At 70.9% G+C, this 25,529-nt stretch carries 14 protein-coding genes, 2 pseudogenes and 2 CRISPR repeat arrays (1 of these 18 running past the window's edge); of the genes and pseudogenes, 13 read left to right on the top strand and 3 right to left on the bottom strand.

Features of this window, described 5'->3' with window-relative positions; translation table 11 throughout:
• A CRISPR array of direct repeats spans positions 1-4,697; the repeat unit is 29 nt; unit sequence CGAAGCACCCCCGCGTCGGCGGGGAGGAC (it extends 1,434 nt beyond the left edge of the window).
• A gap of 177 nt (positions 4,698-4,874) precedes the next feature.
• From cas3 to ACGFQC_RS24555, 9 genes are all read left to right on the top strand, one after another.
• The gene (gene cas3, locus ACGFQC_RS24595; protein WP_393288654.1) at positions 4,875-7,718 is read left to right on the top strand and encodes a CRISPR-associated helicase Cas3'; all 2,844 of its coding nucleotides are present in this window, start codon (positions 4,875-4,877) and stop codon (positions 7,716-7,718) included.
• 622 nt (positions 7,719-8,340) lie between these two features.
• Positions 8,341-9,930, top strand: coding sequence for a type I-E CRISPR-associated protein Cse1/CasA (casA, locus tag ACGFQC_RS24590; RefSeq protein ID WP_363091765.1), 1,590 nt, complete (start codon positions 8,341-8,343; stop codon positions 9,928-9,930).
• Between the two features lie 82 nt (positions 9,931-10,012).
• Complete coding sequence (casB, locus tag ACGFQC_RS24585) at positions 10,013-10,651, top strand: type I-E CRISPR-associated protein Cse2/CasB (RefSeq protein ID WP_363091766.1); 639 nt, start codon at positions 10,013-10,015, stop codon at positions 10,649-10,651.
• Entirely contained in the window at positions 10,648-11,775 is a 1,128-nt protein-coding gene (gene cas7e / locus ACGFQC_RS24580) for a type I-E CRISPR-associated protein Cas7/Cse4/CasC (protein WP_363091767.1), read from the top strand. The genes casB and cas7e overlap by 4 nt, the downstream gene beginning before the upstream one ends.
• Positions 11,772-12,542 carry a type I-E CRISPR-associated protein Cas5/CasD gene (gene cas5e, locus ACGFQC_RS24575; RefSeq protein WP_363091768.1) on the top strand — a complete coding sequence of 257 codons (771 nt, stop codon included), beginning with the start codon at positions 11,772-11,774 and terminating at the stop codon, positions 12,540-12,542. Before cas7e ends, cas5e begins: the two co-directional genes overlap by 4 nt.
• Positions 12,539-13,189: a type I-E CRISPR-associated protein Cas6/Cse3/CasE gene (gene cas6e / locus ACGFQC_RS24570; protein ID WP_363091769.1), complete on the top strand. Its 651-nt coding sequence runs from the start codon at positions 12,539-12,541 to the stop codon at positions 13,187-13,189. Before cas5e ends, cas6e begins: the two co-directional genes overlap by 4 nt.
• A gap of 56 nt (positions 13,190-13,245) precedes the next feature.
• Positions 13,246-14,187, top strand: a complete 942-nt coding sequence (cas1e, locus tag ACGFQC_RS24565; protein WP_363091787.1) for a type I-E CRISPR-associated endonuclease Cas1e — start codon at positions 13,246-13,248, stop codon at positions 14,185-14,187.
• Positions 14,187-14,504 carry a type I-E CRISPR-associated endoribonuclease Cas2e gene (gene cas2e, locus ACGFQC_RS24560; RefSeq protein ID WP_363091770.1) on the top strand — a complete coding sequence of 106 codons (318 nt, stop codon included), beginning with the start codon at positions 14,187-14,189 and terminating at the stop codon, positions 14,502-14,504. The genes cas1e and cas2e overlap by 1 nt, the downstream gene beginning before the upstream one ends.
• Positions 14,505-14,521: 17 nt before the next feature.
• Positions 14,522-16,014: direct repeats of the CRISPR family, unit length 29 nt; unit sequence GTCCTCCCCGCCGACGCGGGGGTGTTCCG.
• Between the two features lie 352 nt (positions 16,015-16,366).
• On the top strand, positions 16,367-17,668 hold the full coding sequence (locus tag ACGFQC_RS24555) for a DUF4241 domain-containing protein (RefSeq protein WP_363091771.1): 1,302 nt from the start codon (positions 16,367-16,369) through the stop codon (positions 17,666-17,668).
• Between the two features lie 644 nt (positions 17,669-18,312).
• On the opposite strand, the gene ACGFQC_RS24550 is transcribed toward ACGFQC_RS24555, so the two are convergent.
• Positions 18,313-18,627, bottom strand: coding sequence for a hypothetical protein (locus tag ACGFQC_RS24550; protein ID WP_363091772.1), 315 nt, complete (start codon positions 18,625-18,627; stop codon positions 18,313-18,315).
• A gap of 156 nt (positions 18,628-18,783) precedes the next feature.
• Positions 18,784-19,278 (bottom strand): lamin tail domain-containing protein, encoded by a 495-nt coding sequence (locus tag ACGFQC_RS24545; RefSeq protein WP_363091773.1) that lies wholly within the window; start codon positions 19,276-19,278, stop codon positions 18,784-18,786.
• 186 nt (positions 19,279-19,464) lie between these two features.
• On the opposite strand from ACGFQC_RS24545, the gene ACGFQC_RS24540 reads away from it, so the two are divergent.
• The 3 genes and pseudogenes from ACGFQC_RS24540 to tpg form a co-directional block, all read left to right on the top strand.
• Positions 19,465-19,671 carry a DUF6417 family protein gene (locus tag ACGFQC_RS24540; protein WP_363091774.1) on the top strand — a complete coding sequence of 69 codons (207 nt, stop codon included), beginning with the start codon at positions 19,465-19,467 and terminating at the stop codon, positions 19,669-19,671.
• Positions 19,672-20,099: 428 nt separating this feature from the next.
• Complete coding sequence (locus ACGFQC_RS24535; protein WP_363091775.1) at positions 20,100-20,579, top strand: lamin tail domain-containing protein; 480 nt, start codon at positions 20,100-20,102, stop codon at positions 20,577-20,579.
• Between the two features lie 1,755 nt (positions 20,580-22,334).
• A pseudogene (gene tpg, locus ACGFQC_RS24530) lies at positions 22,335-22,685 on the top strand (telomere-protecting terminal protein Tpg); the annotation flags it as partial.
• A 792-nt stretch (positions 22,686-23,477) separates the two neighbouring features.
• Here the strand turns inward: tpg and ACGFQC_RS24525 are convergent.
• Positions 23,478-23,643, bottom strand: a pseudogene (locus ACGFQC_RS24525) (transglycosylase family protein); the annotation flags it as partial.
• Positions 23,644-24,687: 1,044 nt separating this feature from the next.
• Here ACGFQC_RS24525 and ACGFQC_RS24520 point away from each other — a divergent pair.
• Positions 24,688-25,119: a hypothetical protein gene (locus ACGFQC_RS24520; protein ID WP_363091776.1), complete on the top strand. Its 432-nt coding sequence runs from the start codon at positions 24,688-24,690 to the stop codon at positions 25,117-25,119.
• The last annotated feature ends 410 nt before the right edge of the window (positions 25,120-25,529 follow it).

Below are 25,529 nucleotides of genomic sequence, written 5' to 3'. Positions count from 1 at the left end.
CTGGAGTGGTGCGACTCCGAGCAGTATCGTGCCGGAGCACCCCTGCGTTGGCGGGGAGGACCCGGTGCTGCCCGCCCAGGGCCGCCGGGCCGCCGAAGCACCCCCGCGTCGGCGGGGAGGACAACCCGGCTCTGGAGTACGTCCAGGAGACGATCGAAGCACCCCCGCGTCGGCGGGGAGGACGGGGTGACGGGTCTCGGTACCCGCCTGTACCGCGAAGCACCCCCGCGTCGGCGGGGAGGACTGGATGCCCTGCCAGGCAGCCATCACGATCGACGAAGCACCCCCGCGTCTGCGGGGAGGACCCGGCCTCATGGTCATCGGCGCCGTTCTGATCCGAAGCACCCCCGCGTCGGCGGGGAGGACAAACCCCCGGGCCAGGGCACCCTGTTCGAGTCCGAAGCACCCCCGCGTCGGCGGGGAGGACATCCGCAAGGTTGCACCACTGATGGTGGACCGCGAAGCATCCCCGCGTCGGCGGGGAGGACCCACATCTGCTCGGTGAGTCGCTCGGCGTCGTCGAAGTACCCCCGCGTCGGCGGGGAGGACCCGCGAGGCGATCGAGCGGTACACCCAGCAGACGAAGCACCCCCGCGTCGGCGGGGAGGACTCTCTCGCCTCCAGGGCTGCGCCGGCCAGGGCCGGAGCACCCCCGCGTCGGCGGGGAGGACTCTCTCGCCTCCAGGGCTGCGCCGGCCAGGGCCGGAGCACCCCCGCGTCGGCGGGGAGGACCCCGACGCCGGGTCCGACGTGAGCGGGCTGATCGAAGCACCCCCGCGTCGGCGGGGAGGACCGTCGGGGACGCGGTGTCCACGCTGGTGGAGGCGAAGCACCCTCGCGTCGGCGGGGAGGACTGATCGGGGTCGTTGCGTTGCTCATGTCTCGTCGAAGCATCCCCGCGTCGGCGGGGAGGACTCGGTGTGGCGGCCGGTGGTCATGGTCGGTTCCGAAGCACCCCCGCGTCGGCGGGGAGGACACTGCGACCCGTCCGCCTCCCGCTCTCGCGTCCGAAGCACCCCCGCGTCGGCGGGGAGGACGAGGGGAGTCCGGCGAAGTACGCCTGGTCGACCGAAGCACCCCCGCGTCGGCGGGGAGGACGCCACGCAGGCCAACGGCGGCATCTGGGGCGACGAAGCACCCCCGCGTCGGCGGGGAGGACCGGTCCGAGCAGGAGCTGCTGCTGTTGCGCCACGAAGCACCCCCGCGTCGGCGGGGAGGACGCGATGTCGACGATCGTCACGTTGTGGTAGATCGAAGCACCCCCGCGTCGGCGGGGAGGACGGCACGGACGGCAACCTCATCGCCGACCCCAGCGAAGCACCCCCGCGTCGGCGGGGAGGACGGAGGGTTGGAGCCGGTCGCCCACTTCATGACCGAAGCACCCCCGCGTCGGCGGAGAGGACGGTGAAGCGCACCGTGTCGAGGAGGATCAGGCCGAAGCACCCCCGCGTCGGCGGGGAGGACGAGGACGAAGGAGAGGGCATCCGGGACCGCAACGAAGCACCCCCGCGTCGGCGGGGAGGACCGCGTGCAGGAACGCCGCCAGCTCCAGAGCCTCGAAGCACCCCCGCGTCGGCGGGGAGGACCCGGAGGCGTTCGGGGCCTGCGCCTGGATGAGCGAAGCACCCCCGCGTCGGCGGGGAGGACGTGCGGGAGTTTGCGGCCATGGCGCGGGCCTCCGAAGCACCCCCGCGTCGGCGGGGAGGACCGGCGGCTGGTCGGCGCCCCGGAGACTCACACCGAAGCACCCCCGCGTCGGCGGGGAGGACGCCGAGAACCGCTCGTACGGTTTTCCCGCGTGCGAAGCACCCCCGCGTCGGCGGGGAGGACAAACCCCCGGGCCAGGGCACCCTGTTCGAGTCCGAAGCACCCCCACGTCGGCGGGGAGGACCAGCGCATCCCGGCCTTCCGGCCGCCGCGCTGCGAAGCACCCCCGCGTCGGCGGGGAGGACGCCCGCACTTCCTTGGCGGAGGCCGCAATGTCCGAAGCACCCCCGCGTCGGCGGGGAGGACCTGCACTCAGGGCTGCCCGGAAGGCGAGCGTGCGAAGCACCCCCGCGTCGGCGGGGAGGACGTCGGCTTGGTGGTCGATGGCGAGCTTGCAGACGAAGCACCCCCGCGTCGGCGGGGAGGACGCCCCGCCCTGCGAGGCGATCCAGCCCGGCAGCGAAGCACCCCCGCGTCGGCGGGGAGGACGCCTGGGCCCTCGACAAGAGCACCGGCCGCCTCGAAGCACCCCGCGTCGGCGGGGAGGACGCGAGCAGCTCCCGCGCCTCCTCCCGTGCTCGGCGAAGCACCTCCGCGTCGGCGGGGAGGACTCCTCGGACCACCGGGCGGGACGCTTCCCCGGCGAAGCACCCCCGCGTCGGCGGGGAGGACGGGACCGGCTCGGTGGGGCCCCAAACCGGCAGCGAAGCACCCCCGCGTCGGCGGGGAGGACCCGGACGGCACCGACGTCCTCACCGCCATCGCCGAAGCACCCCCGCGTCGGCGGGGAGGACCACCCCGAGTACGTCCGGGTTTCCGCCACTTGCGAAGCACCCCCGCGTCGGCGGGGAGGACAGATCGTTCAGGGCCCGGCGTACGGACTCGATCGAAGCACCCCCGCGTCGGCGGGGAGGACCCCGCGGGGCTGGACCGGACGGGCCTCGGGGACGAAGCACCCCCCCGTCGGCGGGGAGGACCAGTCGCCGAGGGGGTGGGTGCCCGCAGTAATCGAAGCACCCCCGCGTCGGCGGGGAGGACGGCTTCGGCGGCGAGGGGGCCGGCGGTGATGGCGAAGCACCCCCGCGTCGGCGGGGAGGACGCGGTCACGCTTCGTCGGCATGGGGGGTTGACCGAAGCACCCCCGCGTCGGCGGGGAGGACTTCCGCGACGCCTGGGCCGTCGAGCAGCGCCGCGAAGCACCCCCGCGTCGGCGGGGAGGACACATCGAGCCGATGCAGGACGTCACGCAGGCACGAAGCACCCCCGCGTCGGCGGGGAGGACCGGATCACCGTGCCGCCCTGAACGGTCGTCATCGAAGCACCCCCGCGTCGGCGGGGAGGACCACTTGATCAGGCCGTACGCGCTGGTGTGCACCGAAGCACCCCCGCGTCGGCGGGGAGGACGACACCCGCTCGAACGAGTCCCACTCGCTGATCGAAGCACCCCCGCGTCGGCGGGGAGGACGTCGCACCGTCGTACGCGCGCGCCGTCACGTGCGAAGCACCCCCGCGTCGGCGGGGAGGACACCTTCACCCCGGACCAGGCCAGGCCGACCGTCGAAGCACCCCCGCGTCGGCGGGGAGGACTCGAACGGCCCGACTTGGTCGCAGCCGTGATCTGAAGCACCCCCGCGTCGGCGGGGAGGACCCCACCGAATTCGCCGTGCAGTATGGAGCCTTCGAAGCACCCCCGCGTCGGCGGGGAGGACACTGTTGCCGGCGGCGCCATCAACACCCCCGGCGAAGCACCCCCGCGTCGGCGGGGAGGACCTCACACAGCAGATGTGGGAGCCCACCACCGTCGAAGCACCCCCGCGTCGGCGGGGAGGACGGCTGGTCGGCGAACGGCACCAGCTTGTTCTGCGAAGCACCCCCGCGTCGGCGGGGAGGACAGACGCACGCCTGAAACCCCGGGACGGCCGTCCGAAGCACCCCCGCGTCGGCGGGGAGGACAAGTTCGACGCCGGCGGATTCCTCCAGCCCGGCGAAGCACCCCCGCGTCGGCGGGGAGGACGGTGGCCGACCTCGCCGCCCGCCTGGGGCGGACGAAGCACCCCCGCGTCGGCGGGGAGGACCGGCCCGAGTTCACCCGCGCGGTGGGGCCCGGCGAAGCACCCCCGCGTCGGCGGGGAGGACCGATCACCGTCGATGGGGAGGATGCCACCCGTCGAAGCACCCCCGCGTCGGCGGGGAGGACACCACCATCGTCCTCGACGAGGCTGCTGCCATCGAAGCACCCCCGCGTCGGCGGGGAGGACTACGGGGCGAGGATCGTGCGCAGCAGCACGGACGAAGCACCCCCGCGTCGGCGGGGAGGACCCCTTCCCGCCCCCCGCCGCCGGTTCCGCCGACGAAGCACCCCCGCGTCGGCGGGGAGGACGTGATCACGGCCCGGTCCCCGTGTGACCCAGCCGAAGCACCCCCGCGTCGGCGGGGAGGACGTCAGGGGCGGTGGCCGCTGCCGTCATGTCGTCGAAGCACCCCCGCGTCGGCGGGGAGGACGGTCAGCTGGTGAAGACCGGCATGGCGGGCTCCGAAGCACCCCCGCGTCGGCGGGGAGGACCATACGCTGAGCGCGACCTGGAGCGCCGTCGTCGAAGCACCCCCGCGTCGGCGGGGAGGACTCACCCCACCACCCCCCTCCACCGGCCTGACACGAAGCACCCCCGCGTCGGCGGGGAGGACACGGCCGACCGCTCACGGCTGCCGAGTTCCAGCGAAGCACCCCCGCGTCGGCGGGGAGGACCGAAGCCCCGACCGCACCGTTCCCGGTCGGGGCGAAGCACCCCCGCGTCGGCGGGGAGGACGCCTGGATCGACCCCGCGAAGCAGACGCGGACCGAAGCACCCCCGCGTCGGCGGGGAGGACACATCGAGGGCGGACGCGATACGCGGGATCGCCGAAGCACCCCCGCGTCGGCGGGGAGGACTCAGGGCGGCGGTAGCCGGGCGGAAGATCCGACGAAGCACCCCCGCGTCGGCGGGGAGGACTCTTTCTGACCTGGGGTTTAGGGGTGGCTTTGCCGTCCCTTTGCCGGGGTGTAGGGCCTGGGGTGGGGTGGTGGGCGGGTCATGCGCTGATTTTAGTCGTGGCCGTGAGCGGGGGGCTGGTGTCAGTGGGGTGTGTTTGGATCCGTGCGTTGGACAGGCCGTGCGGGGGAGGGGTGAGTGGTGTTGTCCGGGGTGGGGCTGGATGAGTCGGTGTGGGGGAAGTCGCGTGGGTTGGATCCGGAGCGTGCGCCGTATCCGTTGGTGAGGCATCTGCTGGATGCGGCCGCGATGGCGTTGCATCTGTGGGACGTGTATCTGTCGGACAATCAGCGCCGGAGTATCGCGGCGGGGTTGGGGTTTGGGGCTGAGCCGGGCAGGGCGCGGGCGGTGGTGGGGTTGTGTGCCGGTTTGCACGACATTGGGAAGGTGTCGGGGTTTCAGTTCTGTTCCCGGCACGGCAGTGAGTATCTTGCGCCGTCGCTGGGTGGGGACCGGGCGGCGATGGGGGCGGAGCGGTTGGGGCATGACGTGGCGGGGATGCGGGCGGCCGCGGACGTGCTGGCGGTGTTGGGTTTCGACGCCGAGGGGGAGACCGTGGCGGCGGAGCGGGTCGCGGAGATCATCGGGGGGCATCACGGCCGGTTCTACCGTGATGAGGGCGGGAGCGGTTCGCCGTTTTTGGGCGGGCCGGCGTGGGCGTACCAGCGGGGGGCGCACGCGGTGGCGGTGCACGAGCTTTTGGGGTCTCCTTCGGCGCCGGGGTCGTTCAAGGCGCCTGCCGGGGTGCTGGTGACGGGAGTAGTCATCCTCGCGGACTGGCTGGTCAGCCAGTCCGGCTATCTGCGGGGCCGGCAGCAGGCGTTGGAGGTGTCGCTGGCGGCGCATTTCGCGCGTTCGTGTGCGGATGCGCCGGGGCTGCTGGCCGATGCCGGGCTGGTGCCGGTGCGGTTGCGGCGCAAGGCCTTCGCCGAGGCGTACGGCATCGACGGGCAGCCCAACGCGCTGCAGCGCTCGATCATGCAGGAGCTGCCGACGGCGGCCGCAGGCGGTGGCGGGGGCGGGATTTTGCTGGTGACGGCTGCCCCGGGGGACGGCAAGAGCGAGGCCGCTTTGGAGGCGGAGCGGGTGCTGTCCGAGGTGTTCGGCACGCAGGGGCTGGCGTTCTTGCTGCCGACGATGGCCACCAGTGACCAGATGTACGGGCGGATCGCGCAGGCGCTGGTGCGCCAGTCGGGCCGGGGGGCGGGGCTGACGCTGGTGCACAGCATGGCCTGGCTGAACAGCGCGTACGCGGACGAGACGCTGGAGGCGGGTCAGCAGGTGGTGACCTGCGACGGGGACGAGGCCGGCGCGGGGAGGCGGCGGGCGCAGGCCGACATGCGGCCGCGGCAGTGGCTGCGCGGCTCCAAGCGTCCGCTGCTGGCGCAGTTCGCGGTGGGCACGGTGGACCAGGCGCTGATGTCGGTGCTGCCGGTGCGGCACAACGCTCTGCGGCTGCTGGCGCTGTCGGGCAAGACGTTCGTCGTGGACGAGGCGCACGCCTACGACGCCTACATGCAGGTGCTGCTGGGCCGGCTGCTGAACTGGCTGGGCGCCTACGGGGTCCCGGTGATCCTGCTGTCGGCCACGCTGCCGGCTTCGGTCAGTGACCGGCTGGTCAAGGAGTACCTGCAAGGGGCCGGGCACCGGCGGGACAGCCTGAGCAAGCGGACGTTCCCGGCCCCGTATCCGGGCTGGCTGTATGTGGACGGCGCCACCGCCCGCGCGACGCAGATCTCGCCCGCGCGGCGCCTGGAACAGGCCGGCGAGCGCAGCATGCGACTGCGCGTCGTGGTGGAGCCGGTGGTGCGCGGCGCGGGGCAGGCGCGGGAGCGTCTGGCGGTGATCGAGCGCCTGGTGGAACCGGTGGCCGCGGGCGAGGGCGGCACCGCCTTGGTGGTGTGCAACACCGTTGGTGACGCGCAGGAGACCTACCTGCGCCTGCGCGCCCGTTTCGACGACCGCTCCCACGCCGATGGCGGGATGGTGCAGTTGCTGCACGCCCGTTTCCCCGGCGACGTGCGCGAGGCACGGACCGGCGAGGTCACCCAGGGGATGGGGCGCACCGGGCCGCGGCCGGCGCGCCGGATCGTGGTGGCCACCCAGGTCGTCGAGCAGTCCCTCGACCTGGATGCCGACCTCGTCGTCAGTGACCTTGCCCCGCTGGCGCTGCTGCTGCAGCGGGCCGGCCGGTGCTGGCGCCACGAACACTGGTGGGCCCGCCACGGCTATCCCGGCGGCCGCGGGCGCCCCGCCTGGGCGCAGGAGCCCCGCCTGGTCGTGCTCGACCCGCTGGCCGAGGACGGGGCCGTGCCCCGGCAGTGGGGCGAGGTCTACTCCGCGTTCCTGCTCGACCGGACCTCCGTGAAGCTGGGCGAGCTCACCGCCGGGGCGGTCTCGATCCCCCACGACGTGCAGGAGCTGGTGGAGTCGGTCCACGGAACCACGGCGGAGTCCTTCGACTGGGACGCCTTCGACAGCCGGCGCGCGACGGCCTGGACCGCCCATCAAGGCACGCAGCTGGCACAGCGCGGGCAGGCCGGCCTGGTGGCCATCTGCCGGGCGCGCAGCGTGCGGGGCCTGCATGCCCTGCACAGCCTGCCGGGCGAGGAGGACGAGTGGGAGACCGCCACCCGGCTGGGAGCCCAGTCGGTGCGGCTGCTGTGCGCCTACGCGCACGCCGACGGGAGCAAGACCCTCGACCGTGCGGGCACCGAACCGGTCCCCGACCCGGGCGCGGGACACAAGATGCCCGCCGCCGCGGTGCGGGCGGTGATGCGGCGCACCGTCCCGGTCAGCGCCGACTGGTTCCACGCCGAGGACGCCCAGACCCTCGCTCCGCCGCCGTCATGGGCGGAACATCCGATGCTGGCCGAGGTCCGGGTGCTCTACCAGACGGTCGAGCACGGAACCGTCCGCGCGGCGGCCGTCGGAGGCAAGACCCTGCACCTGGATGAGGACCTCGGGCTCGTACGGCACTGAACCGGCACCCGGCCTCTGCTCAGGCACCCCCACATCGGCGGGGAAGCGTTCTCCAGAGCGGGGCCGCCCATGTCCGTCCACTGGAACACCCCCACCACAGTGAGGAACAAGCTTTACCAGCAGGGTGGTTGGCCAACTGGCATACAGGTTAACTGCTCAGGCGGCGGTGAGCCTCGGCCGCGGTGAGGAGCAGCGTGCCGCAGGCCGCGACGGTGGCCGCATCCGGGCGCAAGCCGATGACAATGACGATGACGACGGCCCACGGACCTACCTGACTCCACGGGGCGGGGGACACGGACTGCTGCACAGTTCTCCTCAAGGGTTGCTGGATGGATTGTCGTGACGCACCGTCAGCACGGTGTCGACGGGGTGAAGGTAGCTCCCCTGTCGCTCCACCGCAACCTTCGATTTTCCCCTCCGGACCGCCCCTGTCCTTCCACCTTCTCGATTTAGCTGCGAAGGGTGGGCGATGGTGTTCTACTGGTGTGTGCCACGGCCGTCTCAGGGGTCGTTGTCAGTGGTGGGTGCTTCGATGTCGGGCACGATGCCGGAGGCCGGCCTGGGGGCTGGTCGCCGTGCGGCGTTGTGCTGGGCTGCCGTTCCTGGTGAGGGAGTGAAGAGTGTGAGTGGGGGGTTCGACCTGCGGGACGAGCCGTGGATCCCGGTGCGGCTGCTGACGGGCGAGTCGGTGCTGCTGGGTTTGCGGGAGTTGTTCCGGCGGGCGCACGAGATCGCGGATGTGGAGCTGCCGGTGCCGCCTGCGGCGGCGGGTCTGCTGCGGATCCTGGCCGCGATGACCGCCAGGATCGCCCACGACGCGGGGGTGCGCCTGGACGATACGGATGTCGCGGAGGACATCGAGGACTGGCACGCGCTGCGCCGGCGGGTCCTCAAAGGCGGCCGGTTCGACCCCGAAGCGGTGGATGCCTACTTCGACCGTGAAGTGCCGGCGGGCCGGTTCGACCTGTTCGACGGGCAGCGGCCGTTTCTGCAGGATCCGCGGCTGGCCTCCGAGTGCGTGGACGCGAGCGGGGCACCCAATCCCTCCGGAGTGAACAAACTGGTGCTGGGGCGGCCGACGGGCATCAACGGCGCGGTGCTGTTCGGGCACTTCACCGACACCGCACCGGTCGCGGTGCCCGCCCATGAGGCGGTGTGGCATCTGATCGCCCAGCTGTACTTCGGCCCCTCCGGCCAGTGCACGCCGCGGCGGATCACCGACGTGCGCACGGGCAGCGGGGACGCGGCGCCGTTGCGGAAATCGGTGTCGTACTTCGCGTGGGCGCCGCAGCTGTTCACCACGCTGGTGCTGGCCGTGCCGGGCCCGCAGGTCGAGGCCGACTGGGAAGCAGCAGATGCCTGCCCGTGGGAGGAGGACCTCAACGCCCCCCTGGAGCCTGTTCCCGCCCCGACCTGGCCGGGCCGGCTGCTGACGGGCCGCTTCCGCCACGCGGCCCTGCTCGTACCCGCTCCCGACGGCCGGTCGGTGACCGACGCCTACCTCACCTGGTCGACGCACGAGAGCCCTCCTGTGGTGCGTGATCCCTACCAGATCCTCGACCGCCGCAAGGACGACACGTTCCAGCCGCGGGAAGCCGACGGCGCGCGGGCGCTGTGGCGGGACGTGGACTCCCTACTCCTCAAGGACAGCGCGCACGACGCGCAGCGGCCGCCGTGCCTGGAGGACCTGCCCAAGCACCTCCTGCCTTCACTGCGGGTACGCGCCTACGGGTTCGAGCAGGACGGCCAGCAAAAAGACAGCGTCTGGTTCCAGGCGACGACTCCGCCGGTCCTGCAGTGGCAGGAGGAGACGGACCCGGCCATGGCCCATCACCTCAGCCGCTGCCACCGCGTGGCCGAGGACACCGCCTCGCGCCTGGAGCTCGCCGCGAAGGTCGCCTGGCGGCTCGCCACCGACGCACAGGCCGACCCGTCCCCCAAGGCCAAGGTCAGGATCGACCAGCGCAAGCCCGGCCCCTGGGCATCGGCAGCGCTGGCCCGCTACTGGCCGTGCGCGGAAGAGGAGTTCTGGCGCCTGGCCGCACCGGGGCAGACCACAGCCGCCGTCGAGCGGCCGTTCGTCCGGGCGGCGCTGGCCGCACTGGACGAGGCGATCGGCCAGGCCAACCGCGCCGACATCCGGGTGGCGCGGGCCCGCGCCCGCGCCCGCGCGCTCGTGCTGGCCCTGCTGCCCGCTGCGCCTGCCGCCTGACCGGAGCAGCCCCAGCAGCACACCGCAAGGCCGGCTGCCCCCTCCTTTGTTGTTCCCGCCCGCGCTTTATCAGGGATGTGCCATGACCTCTTCCTCTCCGGCGCCCGCGACGCCGAAGAAACCCCCCTACTCTTCCGACCGCTTCATCGCCTACGTGTTCGACCTGTGCGAATCCAAGCGGACGCGAGCCGAGCTGCGCCGCGGACTCGGCCAGCCCGTCGAGCGCTGCAACTACCTGCACCGCTACCTGGTGCCGTGGACGGCTGAGGCGCATCCGGACGCCAAACGCGCCCACTACGCGGTGGCCGCGCTGATCGCCGCGCGCCCGCGTACCGCCCGCGACCTGCCCGCCCCACGCGCGGCGGACGGTGAGGGCGCTGTCGCCCGGCGCGCCCGCGCCAACCTCGGCGCCCACCTCGGGCAGGCCGTCACCAAAGGCGTCCTGAAACCGGCGACCGCCGAAAGCGCCCTGCACCTGATGTCACGGCAGTCCGCCGACGCCATCCACCCGGGCCTGCCCGCCCTGATCCGGCAGCTGCTCAACGGCGGCGTCCTCCTGGACTGGGCGGTCCTCCTGCAGGACCTCACCTGGTGGAACCGCGACCGCGACCGCATCGCCACCGCCTGGCTCGAGAGCTACTTCCGTATCACCACCGCCGAACCGGGGCCCGACACCGAGGGCGCCGAAATTTCTGACCTGACCGAGGAGACCCAGCGATGACCCTCTACCTGGACCTGAGCGCCCTGCAGTCGGTGCCGGCCGCGAACCTCAACCGAGATGATCTTGGTTCCCCCAAGCAGGTCCGCTACGGCAACGCCCCGCGCATCCGGGTCTCCAGCCAGTCCTGGAAGCGGGTCATCCGCCACGGCGTCGAGCAGGACCTGGGCGAGAAGGCCGCCCGCACCCGCATGGTGCCCGTCAAGGTCAAGCAGGCCCTGGAGAAGACGGGCTGGCCCGCCGACCTGGCGGAGTTCGCCGGCGCGCAGGTCGCCGCCAGCGCCGGGAAGAAAGGCATCGGCACCGAGAAGGAAGGCCACACCTCGGTGCTGCTGTTCCTGCCCGAGGCCGCCATCGACGAGCTGGCCGCGGTGTGCGCCGAGCACCGCGAGGTGCTGGAGAAGGGGCAGGGCAGCAAAAAGCCCGGACAGCTGCTGCCCCCCGCCCGCATCGAGGAGATCCTCAAGCGGCGCACCGCCTCCATCAGCCTGCTGGGACGGATGCTGGCAGAACTGCCCGACGCCAACGTCGACGGCGCCGCCGCCGTCGCCCACGCCTTCACCACTCACACCGCCGAACCGCAGCGCGACTACTTCACCGCCGTCGACGACTGGCTGGGCGAGTCCGAAACCGGAAGCGGCCACCTGGACACTGCCGAGTTCAGCGCCGGCGTCTTCTACCGCTACGCCACCGTCAACATCACCGACCTGCTCAAGAACCTCGAAGGCGACACCAAGGCCGCCCGCACCGTCCTGGCCTCCTTCGCCGAGCACTTCCTGCTCTCCCTGCCCCAGGCCAAGAAAAACAGCACCGCCCCGCACACCCTGCCCGACCTGGCCTACCTGGCGGTACGCGAACACCGTCCGCTCTCCCTGGCCGCCGCCTTCGAAACCCCCGTGACCGCCGACCCCCGAGGCGGCTTCTCCACCACCTCCCGCCAGGCCCTGGCCACCTACGCCCACCAGATCAACCGGCTCACCGGCAACCGCAGCCGCCGCTTCCACGGCCACGCCACCATCGCCCCCGACGAACACCTCACCGGCCTGGGCGAGGAGCGCGACTCCTACGACGAGCTGATCGAAGCCGCCCTGGACGCCGCCCTGCCCCAGTCCGGAGAACAGCAGTGAACGCCATCCTGCTGCGCCTGGCCGGCCCCCTGCAGTCCTGGGGGGAACGCTCCGCGTTCACCGCCGTCCGCGACACCGCCCCCTTCCCCACCCGCTCCGCCCTGATCGGCCTGTTCGCCGCCGCGGAAGGCATCGGCCGCGACGACACCCTCCCCGACGACTACGACCACCTGCGCCTCACCGTCCGCGTCGACCGCCCCGGCGTGCGGGTCATCGACTACCACACCGTCGGCGGCGGCCTACCCAAGGCCCGCACCGCCGCCACCAGCGGCGGCAGCAACAAAGGCGCCGCAGTGATCACCCGGCGCCACTACCTGTCCGACGCCGTCTTCGTCGTCGCCGTCTGCGGCCCCGACCCGATCATGAACCGCCTCACCCAGGCACTGCGCCGCCCGCACTGGGCCCCCTACCTGGGCCGCCGCTCCTGCGTACCGGACGAACCGTTCGTCCTGCGCACCCACGTCGCCGACCCCGAAACCGAACTGCGCCACCACGTCCCGCTCAGCCGCAGCGTTCCCGCCGACCGCGACAACGACACCGTCGACGTGGAGTTCCTACGCGAGGACCCGCCACCCGCACACAGCGGGCCCTGGGCCGACACCCTCGACGTCAACGACATCCCGGTCAGCTTCTCCCCGCACGGCCGCAGCCACCGCATGCGCCGCCTCCACCGCAGCACGCTGCCGCTGCCCCGCAGCCTGGCCGGACCCCAGCACACCCTGATGCGGCGACTGATCGACTACGCCCACACCGAGGAAACCGCATGAACGACTACCCGGCCCTCGCCCGCATCCGCCTCAACCCCCACCACCGCGCCGTCCACCGCGACCTGCGCGACGCCACCCAGATGCACCGCACCGTGATGCGCATGGTCCCCGACAACCTCGGCGACTCACCCCGCCTCAAGGCCGGACTGCTGTACCGCCTGGAAGAGACCGACACCTCCAGCACCCTCCTCGTCCAGGCCGCCCACCTCGACCCGGCACTGCTGCCCGCCGGCTACGGCCACGCCGAGATCAAAAACCTCACCCCCATGTTCTCCGCGCTCCGCAAAGGCCTCGCCGTCCGCTACCGCATCGTCCTCAACCCCGCCAAACGCGAACGCCTCCCCCTGGACCAGAAGAACAAGCGCGGCAAGATCATCCCCCTCTCGGGGCAGGACGCCGACCAATGGTGGGTCCGCCGTGCCACCGACGCCGGCCTGCACCTCCACGTCCTGACCCCCACCAACCTCACCCCCGTACGCCCCCAGAGCCGGCAGACCCCGCCGATGCGCCACAGCCTGATCCGCTACGACGGCACCGCCACCGTCACCGACCCCGACGCCCTGACCCAGGCCGTCCTCAACGGCATCGGCCGCGGCAAGCCCTACGGCGCCGGCCTGCTCAGCCTCGCCCCGGCCGGCGCAGCGTGAGCCCTTCGAACGAGGGCGGTCAGGCGCGCCGACGCCTGGCCGCCCCCACACTGGCCATGCTGCCCCGCGTCGCCGACTCCCTGTCGTTCCTCTACCTGGACATGGTCCGCGTCGTTCAGGACGACACCGGCGTCTGCGCACAGATCCAGGCCGGCGAGGACCGCACCGACCTGGTCTACCTCCCCACCGCCGCCCTGTCGTGCCTGCTGCTCGGCCCCGGGGTGTCCATCACCACCCCCGCCCTGACCACCCTGGCCCGCCACGGCACCAGCGTGGTCTGCACCGGAGCAGGAGGCGTCCGCGCTTACGCCGGCATCCTCCCCGACTCCCTCACCACCCACTGGCTCGAACAACAGGTCACCGCCTGGGCCGACCCCACCCGCCGCCTCGACATCGCCACCCGCATGTACGGCATGCGCTTCGACGCCACCGAACTCCCCACCACCGTCACCCTGGAACAACTGCGCGGCATGGAGGGCCAGCGCATGAAAGCCCTCTACAAGATCCTCGCCCAGCAACACGGCATCGGCCGCTTCCGCCGCACCTACCACCCCGACCAGTGGCACGCCCAGGACCCCGTCAACCTCGCCCTGTCCGCCGCCAACACCTGCCTGTACGGCATCGTCCACGCAGCCCTGCTCGCCCTGGGCCTGTCACCCGCCCTCGGCTTCGTCCACGCCGGCACCCAGCATGCCTTCGTCTACGACATCGCCGACCTCTACAAAGCACAAACCACCCTGCCCCTCGCCTTCGCCCTGCACCAGTCCACCAACCCCGAACAAGAAGCCCGCCGCCGCTTCCGCGAAGACCTCCGCCTCCTGCGCCTGCTGCCCCGCATCGTCCACGACGTCCAGGCCCTGCTGACACCAGCACAGGCCAGCACCGACCCGGACGACGAGGACCGTTCCGAGCGGCGCGATGTCGAGATGGTCCACCTGTGGGACCCCAAGGCCGGCCCCCTGCCCGCAGGTGTCAACTACGCATCAGGCGGCACCTGATGCCGTCCATGCTGGTCATCGCCACCACCGCCGTCCCCGACCACCTGCGCGGCGCCCTGAGCCGGTGGACCAGCGAAGTCGTCCCCGGCATCTTCGTCGGATCCGTCTCCGCCCGCGTACGCGACCACCTCTGGCAAGCCGTCACCGAAACCGTCGGCAACGGAGCAGCCGTCCTTATCCACCCAGCACCCACCGAACAGGGCTACGCCATCCGCACCGCAGGCACCCGCCGCCGCGTCCCCGAAGACTTCGACGGACTCACCCTCATCCGCATGACAGCCATGACCCAGGTAAAGAGCGAGCAAACCCCCTTCTAAGTCGCAGGTCACGAAGTGTCCTCCCCGCCGACGCGGGGGTGTTCCGACGGGTTTGCCGCCGGCGGGGGTGGTGAAGCGGTCCTCCCCGCCGACGCGGGGGTGTTCCGATGGTCTGGCGGCGCACGTTGGTCTGGTTGTCGTCCTCCCCGCCGACGCGGGGGTGTTCCGACGGCGGGCGCCACCGTCGGGACCGATGCCCTGTCCTCCCCGCCGACGCGGGGGTGTTCCGACGTCCTTCAAGACCGCTCTCCCGGCCGTCGTGTCCTCCCCGCCGACGCGGGGGTGTTCCGCCGGCGGTGCGGAGGAAGCGGACGACGGCGGTGTCCTCCCCGCCGACGCGGGGGTGTTCCGTACCAGCTCGGTGGCCTGCTGCGCGGCGACTCGTCCTCCCCGCCGACGCGGGGGTGTTCCGGCCCGGGACACGGTCTTGGCCGCCACGCCGAAGTCCTCCCCGCCGACGCGGGGGTGTTCCGGACGAGGGGTTCATCGCGATCGGCGCGCAGGGGTCCTCCCCGCCGACGCGGGGGTGTTCCGGCCGCGAAGCGCGCCATCGAGCGCGGGCAGGCGTCCTCCCCGCCGACGCGGGGGTGTTCCGGCGGGCGTCCAGATCGGCACGACCTGACATGGGTCCTCCCCGCCGACGCGGGGGTGTTCCGAAGAGACCCCGGTTCACTCTGGCCCGAAGAAGGTCCTCCCCGCCGACGCGGGGGTGTTCCGGACATCGGGATCACGCCTCCGGGCGGCTCGGTGTCCTCCCCGCCGACGCGGGGGTGTTCCGACGGCACCCCGATCCAGAACGACATGGTCGCCGTCCTCCCCGCCGACGCGGGGGTGTTCCGAAGTCCCAGATCGAGATGCGGGCCGACACCTCGTCCTCCCCGCCGACGCGGGGGTGTTCCGGTGTCCACCAGTTCACACAGCCGCTCCACCCAGTCCTCCCCGCCGACGCGGGGGTGTTCCGCCCTCGAGGTCGTCGGCGTCCATGAGCTTGGCGTCCTCCCCGCCGACGCGGGGGTGTTCCGAACCCCAGCATCGGAGCTATCTCGCAGGCACTGTCCTCCCCGCCGACGCGGGGGTGTTCCGACGTCCGGGCAATGGCACGGCTTCCGGCACCCGTCCTCCCCGCCGACGCGGGGGTGTTCCGACGGGATGGAGGACGATCCCGGTGACTTTCCGGTCCTCCCCGCCGACGCGGGGGTGTTCCGGCCTTCCCCAGGTCGGGGGACGGAGGGTCAAGGTCCTCCCCGCCGACGCGGGGGTGTTCCGGCCTGGGCCGAACGCGGCCGGTTCCCGCGCAAGTCCTCCCCGCCGACGCGGGGGTGTTCCGCCCCGCCGGATCCCGGCGGGGCTCTCGTCGGCGTCCTCCCCGCCGACGCGGGGGTGTTCCGGTGAACTTCGGTAGCTTGGGTGCCCCGAAGGTGTCCTCCCCGCCGACGCGGGGGTGTTCCGGTCTCCGAGGCCGCGATCGTGCAGCGGACGGTGTCCTCCCCGCCGACGCGGGGGTGTTCCGGACGCCGTCCTGTCCTACGTCCGCAAGGTCCAGTTGGCTCTGTACACGAGAACGGGAGTCATTTGTCGACGGCTCCGGGAGTCACCGCGTCACCCTGTCGCTTGATCAATGTCGATGAGTTTGGGAGTCACTGAGCGCCTGTGCCTGAGCCGTCCATGACGAAGTGGCGCTGGCGGCTCAACGGATCGCGCTGGCCGGCCACTTGTTGAGCGGGTCATGGACCGGATCACCGGCACGACTGTCTGGGCGCCGGCGCTGGGCTGCCGCCCGCCCAGCAGGGCCGTTGTCACAGGCAGCGGCTACCTTGCAGCTCAGCACAGAACCAAGGCAGGTTGCAGGAAGAGGAGCGGCAGTGGTCGTCGAGGTGGGGTACGCGCAGGCGTGGGACCTGGAGGCTTGTGCGCCCTGGCGGCCGATATTCGCCGAGAAGGCCCGGGAGCGGGATGCCGCCGGGCTTCCGTACGTGGTGGTGTACCGGGAGCCGGGCCGGGAGGCTCCGTTGGAAGTCCGGCTCGTCTCCTGGCGAGACCACTACGTCGGGCTGTGGGTCTACGACGCCCACGGCCGCCGTACCTACGACCTGGACATGCGGCTGCTGGACGACCCGTCGCGGCTGCTGCGCCGGTACTCCGTCGGCTGGTACTACACAGGCCCGGAGATGGCGGAGTTCGACAAGGCGTGCCCACGCATCACCGTGGACCTCCTTCCGGACGGGAGGGGCCGACGGACGGAGGAGCGGCAGGGGCAGGGCGGGGGCTCCTACGTCACCTCGCCCGGACTCCGGGACGACGAGCGCTGGATGGACCGCCCCGCCTTCGGGGAGTGGCCGCTGCTCTCGGCCCAGGTGCACGGGCTCGTTGAGCCGCCGGCCTTCGAGGCGGTTGAGGTGGCCGAGGCAGCCGAGCCAGGTGACGGAGACGCCCCCGCCACCTGCTGGCGTCCGCCGCGCCCCGCGCAGCCCGGGCCGATCAACGAGTTGTTCCGGCCCGGGGTGCGCGTGACCGACGGGTACCACCCCGAGATGACCGTCGTGGAGCCGTGCCGGGTCGGCACCCTGCGCGTACCCAGCGGGCTGCTGGCCGTCTCCGGCCCGGACATCGACCACGGCGACGGGCCGCGCATCACGGTCCCCGTCCCGCCCGGGGAGTACGTACTTGACGAGGCGCGGGTCCGCTACAGCTACCACTGCGAGTGGCGGGACGCCGAGGTCACGACCACGGAACCAACGGCCGTCCGCCTGCTCGTCAGCGACACCCCCGCAGCGACCTGGGAGATGGCCCTCGGTCTGGAAGACGATCCCCGGCTGTTCATCGAGCAGCAGATAGCCGGCTTCGTCACCGACGGCGCCACCGGCTGCTTCGCCGACGCCGGGGCCTGGGATCCGCTCATCGCGATCTTCGAGCAGGGGCTGATCCGAGGGGAGTCGGACCTGGACGGGTACGAGGACATCGATGACGATTCCATGTTCATGCAGCGCACCTGGGACGAGGCTTCCGGCGGCGAGCTCATGTCCTTCGCGACGACCGGGGACGGTACCTACCCGGTGTGGATCGGCCGTTCCGAGGCCGGTGAGATAATCGGCGTCGTGGTGTTGGTGGCGGGGATGCCCGAGCTGCTCCCGGAGCGGGACGGCCCCACCGATGCGGCTGTGTAGGCAAGGTCCTGCCTGCGGCCGCAGTCGCCAGCCTGGGTGCAGCTGGTGACGATCTCGGCAGCACGGTTCACAAGGCTCGGCGCCGGAGTCCGGGGTACGTGTACCCATCAGGTCAGCGGCGGGTGCCTCTCGAACTTGTGAACACCGATTTGGCCGCCTTCGGGGTGCCTCCCGCGCTCATCGACAAACGACGTCGCTACTGCTCGATAAAGCCAGCCCCGGGGCGCACCGCGGGGATGTGCACGAGCCGCGCCGACCATAAGCGCGAGACGCGCGGTTGCGCACCGAGAGGCGGTTACTGGTGTGTTCGAAGAACCTCTCTGCGGCTGGCGGCAGTGGGGAGACGGCGCCCCGGACCGGCCTACGGCAAGCGACCGACCTGCCGCCAGACCCGGAACGCCCGGCCGGGCAACAGCCGGTACGGGTCGATGAAGTGGACGGCGGACACCGAGGAGATCACTTCGTACGGCGCCGACGTGCGCAGGTGCCCGACGGCATGAGGCAGGCCGGCCCGGCGGTCCGGTCGCCCGTTACCATCCCGGTAGATCCGGATGAAGGTGAAGGCGGAGTGTGAAGAGTTTTCGGCTCCTGGTCCGGCTCGGATGCGTCGTGGTGTCGGCGGTCGCACCCTTGGCGGTTTTCTTCTACATCTTCTTGAGTGTGGTCGAGGCGCAGGCGGGAGGGGTCCCGCAGAGCGGGGCCCGGTGGGCGGACGCACTCCAGGGCGCTGTTCCCGCGGCGGCCGTCGAGCTGGGGGTCACTTTGGTCGTGCTGCTGTGGGCCAGGGCGATGAGCACCGATCCGGCCTCCGGGTCCGCTCGCGCCGTCGCGGTCGCCGTGTCCTCCGTGTGCGCCAGCATCCCCGCCTCGCTCTTCGTGGGCCTGGCGGCGTGGCCGGTGCTCTGGTTGAGCTGCCTTGTGCCTGCCGCTCTGGCCGCGCCCGTCCTCATGCGGTCCACGGCCGCGCCCCCATCACACCCTTGAACTCGGCGTTCGTCCTCCGGGATGGATGCCTGTCCGGTCACAAGCCAGGCGCAGACCTCCGGTGAAAACCGTGTGCCCTCCCACGGGACAACCGGGGGAGGGCACACGGTTTTCACCGGGAGGCTGACGGGTCAGCCGTGGTAGTTGATGTAGCCGTTGCCGTCGGCGTCGTTGGCGCGCTTGGTGTAGGAGTGGACGTCGGCGCGCGCTCCGGTGGGCTTGATCAGGTAGATGGTGTCCTTGTCGTTGTTCCAGATGAAGTTGCAGTTCTGGCGGTAGACGACATTTTTGGCGTCGGAGTCGGTGCCGCGCCCGCCACGGAGCTTGACGTAGTCGCCGGGCTCGAGGGTGTGGTTGGCGGGGAAGGTGAACCTGTTGCCGGCGGCGTCCTTGACGACGTAGCCCTTGAGGTTGACCTTCGCGGACCTCGAGTAGTTCTTGATCGTCAGGTACTCGTCCTTGGTGTTCCCGCCCGAGCAACGGTTGGAGTCGGAGCCGGGGGCGTCGTACTGGACGCCCTTGACCTTGAGCGCGGACGAGTACTCAGTGGCCTGGGCCGGCCCAGCGGTAACCGCGGCGAGCGAGACGGCCGCGGCGACGGCGGCCAGCGCGTGACGGATGCGCATGAGGATTCCCCCCTCAGTGGTGCGAATGGAGCGCTCGGAGCATACCGAATGCGATCACCACGTGCGTGCAGCGTGCAGGAAACGTGAAGACGCACGATCCGAGAGGCCTCCCCTCTCCCCCCCCCGCCGGGCCGGAGGCGTACGGCCGCGCGTGACCGGCGTACGGCCGGTGGCGTTGGCCCGGGCATGGACGACTACGCACACCTCGACCTGCACGAGATCGACTTCGCCCCCGTGGACCACGCCGCCGAGCGGCTGCCGCTCCTGACCCTGGCCGAAGCCCACGATCTGCTCGAACTGCTGCTGGCTGTCGCCCAGGCCGACGGGCCGCTCTCGCCGCAGGCGGAGCGGTTCGCGCGGGAGATCGCCGCCCGCATCCCCTCGAAGAACTGACACCACCAGCAGCGGCATCAACAGTGGTGGTGGCGGTAGTGCTGGTGAAGGTCGTGTGGTGGCGGCGCGGGGTGTCCAGGTGCGTCAATGCGGCGAGGCTGTTACTCACTTTCGGGTGACGGTCCGGGGCTGAGTGGGGTGGCGAGCTGTGGCGATCCGACGGCACGATCCCGCTCCCGCAACGGCGGGCCGTCTCCCGGGGCGTCAACTTCGTGCATTCGGCACGTAAATGAACGTTGCAGTCGACAGTCACGGAAATATGGGCAAGAGGTAACGCAGTCCGCATTTCCCTTCCAGCTTCTGCACGTGGTGGACAGAGTGTGGTCAGCGGCCGGACTGGCCGCCACCGCACACCGCACCATCCCCGGACTGCGGCCCGCAAAGGGCCGTCGCTGCCGGGAGGGTGCCCGCACCTGCAGGGGGATCCCATGTCTGCTGCTTCTTCCCTCACCTCCCGCCGCATGCTCGCGACCGTCCTCGCGGCCGGAGCTGTGATCGGGGCAGCCGCACTGCCGGCCTCGGCCGCCGATCACGAGCGCAGCGCCCGCCCGAAGGTGGAGATCTCCGCCGTGCAGTACGACTCGCCCGGACGTGACGACCGCTCGAACCGGTCGCTGAACCGGGAGTGGGTGGAGCTGACCAACACCACCCGCAACAGCGTCAACCTCGACGGCTGGACCCTCGCCGACGCCTCCGGCCACACCTACACCTTCGACCACTACCGCCTGGCCGGCCGCGCCACCGTCCGCATCCACACCGGCCTCGGCCGCGACACCCGCACCGACCTCTACCAGGACCGCCGCAACTACGTGTGGAACAACGACCGCGACACCGCCACCCTGCGCAACGACCGCGGCCGCTTCATCGACCGCGAGTCCTGGGGCCGGGGCCACGGCGGCCGTCACTGACCACCCCGCCACCCAGCTGGTGACGGCTGACCGCCCCACCCACGCACACGCATGAAACATCGGCGCGTCCGGCCACCTCCATGGCCGGGCGCGCCACTATGCATGATCCGGTGAGTACTGGGCCGTGCGCCGCAACCGAACCGCGGCCGTCGCCGCTGTGCTCGCGGCCCTATCCCTCCCAGCCACCGCCCACCCTGCCCCGGTCGCGGCTGCCGCCGGGTGGCCGGGCCTCGGCCAGAGAGGGACCACTTGGTCTCGAACACGCTTGTTGGCCCCAGGGGAACGACACCGATGGCCTCAGTTGAGGATCTTCGATGGGAAACGTGACCGAGTCTGTTGGCCCCACCTCCGAAGGCGCGGACCATGGCAGAATGCCGACATGGTTCTGATCCGAAAGGGCGATGCCGCGTAGGCGCCCGAAGGCCGTCCGCGCTGAGCGGTGGCGCCCACGCAAGCACGTGCCGGTCCGTCGGATTCCGGGCGTATCAGCTCGAACCCGGGCAGCGGTGCGACGTGTTGAGGCCGAGTACCTGTGGCCGGACGCCGTTGCTGATGCGCTCAGCCGGTTCAGGTGGGCTTTCAGGCAGTCGGGTCGATATCTGACGGGCCCTTATGAGAGTCCCGGCATCGAGATCGAAGACGGCCGAGATGACCTGGAAGTGGCCCTGCAGTACCTCCCGAGAGGGGCCCGAGCTGATCTGGGCCGCTTGGTGGAGCGGATCGACGTCGAGTACGAACGGCGTACTCTTCCGGACCCAGGCTGGGCGAGCGAGTGGACGGCGGGGCGCTGGTGGTGGTGGCGCATTCGGGAACGGTGACACCGGCGGTCAGAAGCCCACGGTGGTCTGTTGGCGGGCTCTGGTCGTGGCGAGCCGGTAGGAGCCGCTCCCGGGCTCGATGATGTTGCCGTCTGTGGGTGGGCGCGCTGGTGGCAGCGGTTGTGCGTCAGCCTCGTTCGCTTGTTGATTGCCTGGTCATGTGCTGTGGATGCGAGTTGGTCTGCTGTCGCGAGGTGACCAAAAGGCTGCCGTTCTCTGGTCGGCATCCAGTTGACTGGCTGCTCACACACGCGCACGCACAGGTGCGTGTGGGGGCGTTCCCCGGCACGGGTTGTCCCGGATCGGGCTGTTACAGGCCGGTGTCACCGCGCTCGTCACCGTCGTGGTCGCTGCCTGTCGCGGTGGGGCCGGCTCCGAGCATGTGGCGCCCGGCGACTGGGCGCGGTTTCGGCTCGGCGGGGCCGGGGCGGCGGGCAGGCGTTCGGCGGTGAGCTGGGCGCGCGGCGCCGGTGCCGGATCGGTGTCTCGCGTGCGGGAGAGGTCGGCTTGGTCGGTTCCGGTGTTCAGCGGGCGGCGGTCGGTCATCGCCCGATCATCGTGTTCACCGGCCCGGCCGGACGCTTTGGCCCGGTCGAAGGTGCGTGCGTGACGCGCGTGCGAGGCGGTGGACTTCCCCGGCCGCGGCCGGGCAGATGCTCGTGCTCCTGGCCGTCGTCGTCGGCGTGCCGGTGGGGCGCGGCATTTGCGCGGCCGGTGCGGCCCGGGACCCGGCGGAACCGGGCCGGTGCTTCGCCCGGGAGCTGCCCAGGGAAGTAGTCGGCGTGCCGTGCCGTCCGGGATTATGGCGCTGAGCTGGGGTTTCGTGGGACCCCGCGACGACGTGCGACGTGATCCAGGAGGCGACCTAGGACGGGACCCGGGGCGCGACTCAGGAGGCGACCCAGGGCAGGACTCAGGATGCGACCTGCCCCGGGTCGCCCGGCTGGCCAACGCCGTGCGCGAGCGCTGGCAGCCCCGCATCCGGGCCGAAGCCCGTCGCCAGGCCGCCACCAGTACCGGTCTGGTCGTCGACACCCGTGCCCGGTTCGGCTTCACCGCGGCGCCCGGCACCACCGACGACGCACGCATCCGCCACCTCACCATCGCCCTCGCCCCGCACCACGCCGCCCGCCTCTTCGACGCCCACGACGCCGGCGCCAGCGAACAGCAGCTGCGCGACATCGCCGCCGAAGGCCTCGGCGAGATGTACTTCCGCGACAGCGGCCGCCGCGCCCATGGCGTGGAGGTCCAGTTCACCGATGTCGAGCACCTGCAGTTCGACCCGTAGCAGAAGCCGTCGGGCGGGATGGGCCGGCCAGCATTGGTCGGTTACCGCCCATTGCCCTCCCGAACACCTCTTCGGCCATTGCGGGACAGCCTTTAGTGAGCTTCGGCTCACAGGTGCGGCAACTTGTCAATGCTGGCAGGCGGCAGGATTGTGGATTCTAAGAGTAAGCGATGGAATGCATCATGGTTTCGATAAACTGCAAATATTCCGGTGGCGTGAACAGGAATATGCTCAGCACAGTGAAGCAGCAAAAGCATAGGAGCAATACCTTCGGCGCATACCGCTTCATCCGGTCGGTGCGAAAATCCACGATCACGGGTGTGCCCAACCCAATGATGATGCAACAAATCAGTAGTATGACGCTCTGTTTGGAGGGGAAGTTCTCGTGCTGAACGACTGCGCGCTCCGCGAGCGCCAAGAAGGCTATGAGAATAGTCAGGGACGCAGATTGTGCCGCGTCTTCGAGTGCCTGACGCTTACCCCGTGAAGGCGGAGGCGGCGTTCTCGTGAGTTCTGCTAGGAGATCAAGCGGGGACTTAGGCGGAAGCTGCGACCTGGACGCAAGTCCTTGATTGGGGCGGCCGCCTTCCCAATCTCGCTGAACACTCCGAGGAGCTGCTCGACGACCAGAAGCCTCCGCTGCACGTCGAGCTGCAGCCCGGCCGCCATCCCGGTCTTGTGAAACGCTCCGAGGTGCTGCTCGACGGCCAGAAGAATGCTGCGCTGCACGTCGAGCTGCGGCCCGGCCGCTCTGGGGCTGCGGTGGCTTCCAACGGGGTTTCACGTCCTCGACGGTGAGACCCGCGCGGGTCGAGTAGTCGGGCCAGGCACCGGGGCCCTGCCCCTCGAGCACCTTCTCGGCGATCGCGATCTGCTGTTCCTGGGTGGCCAGATCCGCGCGGGCGGCGTAGGCCGTGCCGCCGTAGGCCTCCCAGGTGGACTGGGAGAACTGGAGCCCGATCGCCTCACGGAGCCGCCCATCGCTGGTTGCTTCAGCCGACGGCTCCTCTAAGGGCTTGACCTGTGTTGCGGGTTCCGCAACGCGGTTGGAGGCTTCGGGTCTCTGCTCTTCTGCGGACAGGGCGCGTACCTGCTCGCGCAGGACTTTGACCTCCCGGCCCATCAGCTTGAGTTGTTCGCGCTGCGCGTCCAGCAGGGCGTCGGTCTCCTTGACGTACTTCGCGGCCGCGGCCAGTTGGTTGCGGGCCGCAGCCAGTTCGCCGGCGGACTCCTCGGCAGCCCACTCCGCCCGCGTGGCCCGCAACTCTGTCTCGTCCTGCAAGCGCGCGGCTTCGCTCAGACGCGTTGCCGCCTCTGCGGCGCCCCACTCGGCCTGCTCAGCGCGCTCCTCGGCCTGCTGGCGCCGGGCAAGCTCGAGGTCTGCGCGCTGTTCCTCTTCCTGTACACGCTGCAGGAGCCGTTCGACCTGGTCCTCAAGCCGGCTGTTGGCTGACTCAACATCTTGCAGACGCCCCCGGAAGGTACCCACAAGCGCTCGCACATCGGCCATCTGCTCCTGAAGAGCCGCCACACGATCCACCTGCCGCGGACTGGCTTCCTGCGCTCGCTGACGCAAGTCATGCAGCTTGGCGACCTCATCATCGGTCACCATGCCGCCGCGCTCACGAACCAGGCCTACCAGGGCATCGGCATACTCCTTGGCCGCAACGGTGTTCTCGTTGGCGGAGAAGAACCTGTTGAGCTGCGCGGGGTCAACCCTGAGAAGGCCCGCAACTTGCTTCTGTGTCATCTTCAGCCGCTCGAAGATCTTCCTCAAGGCCTGACCATAGGCCACAGCTTCTGGCCCCCCAGCCTTGGCCCTTTCCCTCTTCGCTGCGCTCATCAGACCCCACCCCCAACGGAATCGTACCCCCGCAGCGGTCAGTGTTGCAGGAGGCCTCATTGTTGCGGATTGCTGTGCAATTCTTTTCGGGCTTTATTGCGCATTCCGCAACAGAAAACATTCTCTCCAAGAAGACGAACTCCGGACTTGGAGAGTGAAATGAAGGCCAGTATAAAATCCGCCGCCGCTGTCGCCGCGAAGGCTGCAGAGAATGGAGACGCCCCGCGACCGCTGCACATCGCGATTTCTCTGGCGTTGGGTGTACTCGTCGCCATCGCAGCCGGTTTTCTGCACCGGTCGGACCGCCCCGACCCGCTTATCGCGGTCACTTACTCTCCACAAGCAGCCCTCATGAGGGCCGGCATCGCTCTCTTCGGCACGGCCTTCCTGACGTTGGCCACGCTGATGTCGGACGAGCAGGGCGTCAGCTTCCTGATCGTGCTTTTGTCCGTGGCAGCCGGATCTCTCTACGGCGCGCTGGCCTACTTTGATGTCAGCACGCTCCAAGCGTCGATCTGGAAGGGAGCCACAGCGACGGCGTCCGCTATGGCGATGGGACAGGCCTTCCTCGCTCTGTACGGCCAGAGCTGAACTTTCTGGTAGCGGAGTGATTTCCCACCACCCCTCGGGCTTCCCGGGGGGTGGTGCTGGTTTTTACCAAAGCTACATTCTGCATCATCTGATGCAGAATCACCCACCTCGGCCAACCCCCTCTCCTTGCTGCTCGGGCCGTAGGCCCGTTGGCCGACCCGCGCAGCGGGGCCGGCCTTTGGGGCGCACCGCGCCCCGGGTGGCTGGAGCGCAGCGTAGGCCACCCCACGGGACCTCAGGCCCCCGCAGCTCCGGGAGCGTAGCGGACGGAGCGTCACCGGCCCGGCGCAGCCGGGCCGGTGGGCTGCTCGCGCAGCGGGCAGCAGCGCTCCCGCGGAGCGGGAGCGCAACACCCGCGCGCAGCGCGGGTGTTCGCTTGCCCATCGCGCAGCGATGGGGGACCCGCTCCG

Origin of the sequence: Streptomyces sp. NPDC048734, assembly GCF_043198675.1 — a bacterium.
Lineage (GTDB): Bacteria > Actinomycetota > Actinomycetes > Streptomycetales > Streptomycetaceae > Streptomyces.
The sequence above is the reverse complement of the archived record's forward strand: the minus strand, read 5'-3'. Positions and strand labels throughout refer to the sequence as shown.

What these genes read in the sequence shown, in the direction of transcription:
- cas1e (WP_363091787.1), top strand. Translation starts at nt 13,246, where the DNA reads ATGCTGCCCCGCGTCGCCGACTCCCTGTCGTTCCTCTACCTGGACATG.
- cas7e (WP_363091767.1), top strand. Translation starts at nt 10,648, where the DNA reads ATGACCCTCTACCTGGACCTGAGCGCCCTGCAGTCGGTGCCGGCCGCG.
- ACGFQC_RS24520 (WP_363091776.1), top strand. Translation starts at nt 24,688, where the DNA reads ATGAAGGCCAGTATAAAATCCGCCGCCGCTGTCGCCGCGAAGGCTGCA.
- ACGFQC_RS24535 (WP_363091775.1), top strand. Translation starts at nt 20,100, where the DNA reads ATGTCTGCTGCTTCTTCCCTCACCTCCCGCCGCATGCTCGCGACCGTC.
- cas6e (WP_363091769.1), top strand. Translation starts at nt 12,539, where the DNA reads ATGAACGACTACCCGGCCCTCGCCCGCATCCGCCTCAACCCCCACCAC.
- ACGFQC_RS24545 (WP_363091773.1), bottom strand. Translation starts at nt 19,278, where the DNA reads ATGCGCATCCGTCACGCGCTGGCCGCCGTCGCCGCGGCCGTCTCGCTC.
- ACGFQC_RS24540 (WP_363091774.1), top strand. Translation starts at nt 19,465, where the DNA reads ATGGACGACTACGCACACCTCGACCTGCACGAGATCGACTTCGCCCCC.
- casB (WP_363091766.1), top strand. Translation starts at nt 10,013, where the DNA reads ATGACCTCTTCCTCTCCGGCGCCCGCGACGCCGAAGAAACCCCCCTAC.
- cas2e (WP_363091770.1), top strand. Translation starts at nt 14,187, where the DNA reads ATGCCGTCCATGCTGGTCATCGCCACCACCGCCGTCCCCGACCACCTG.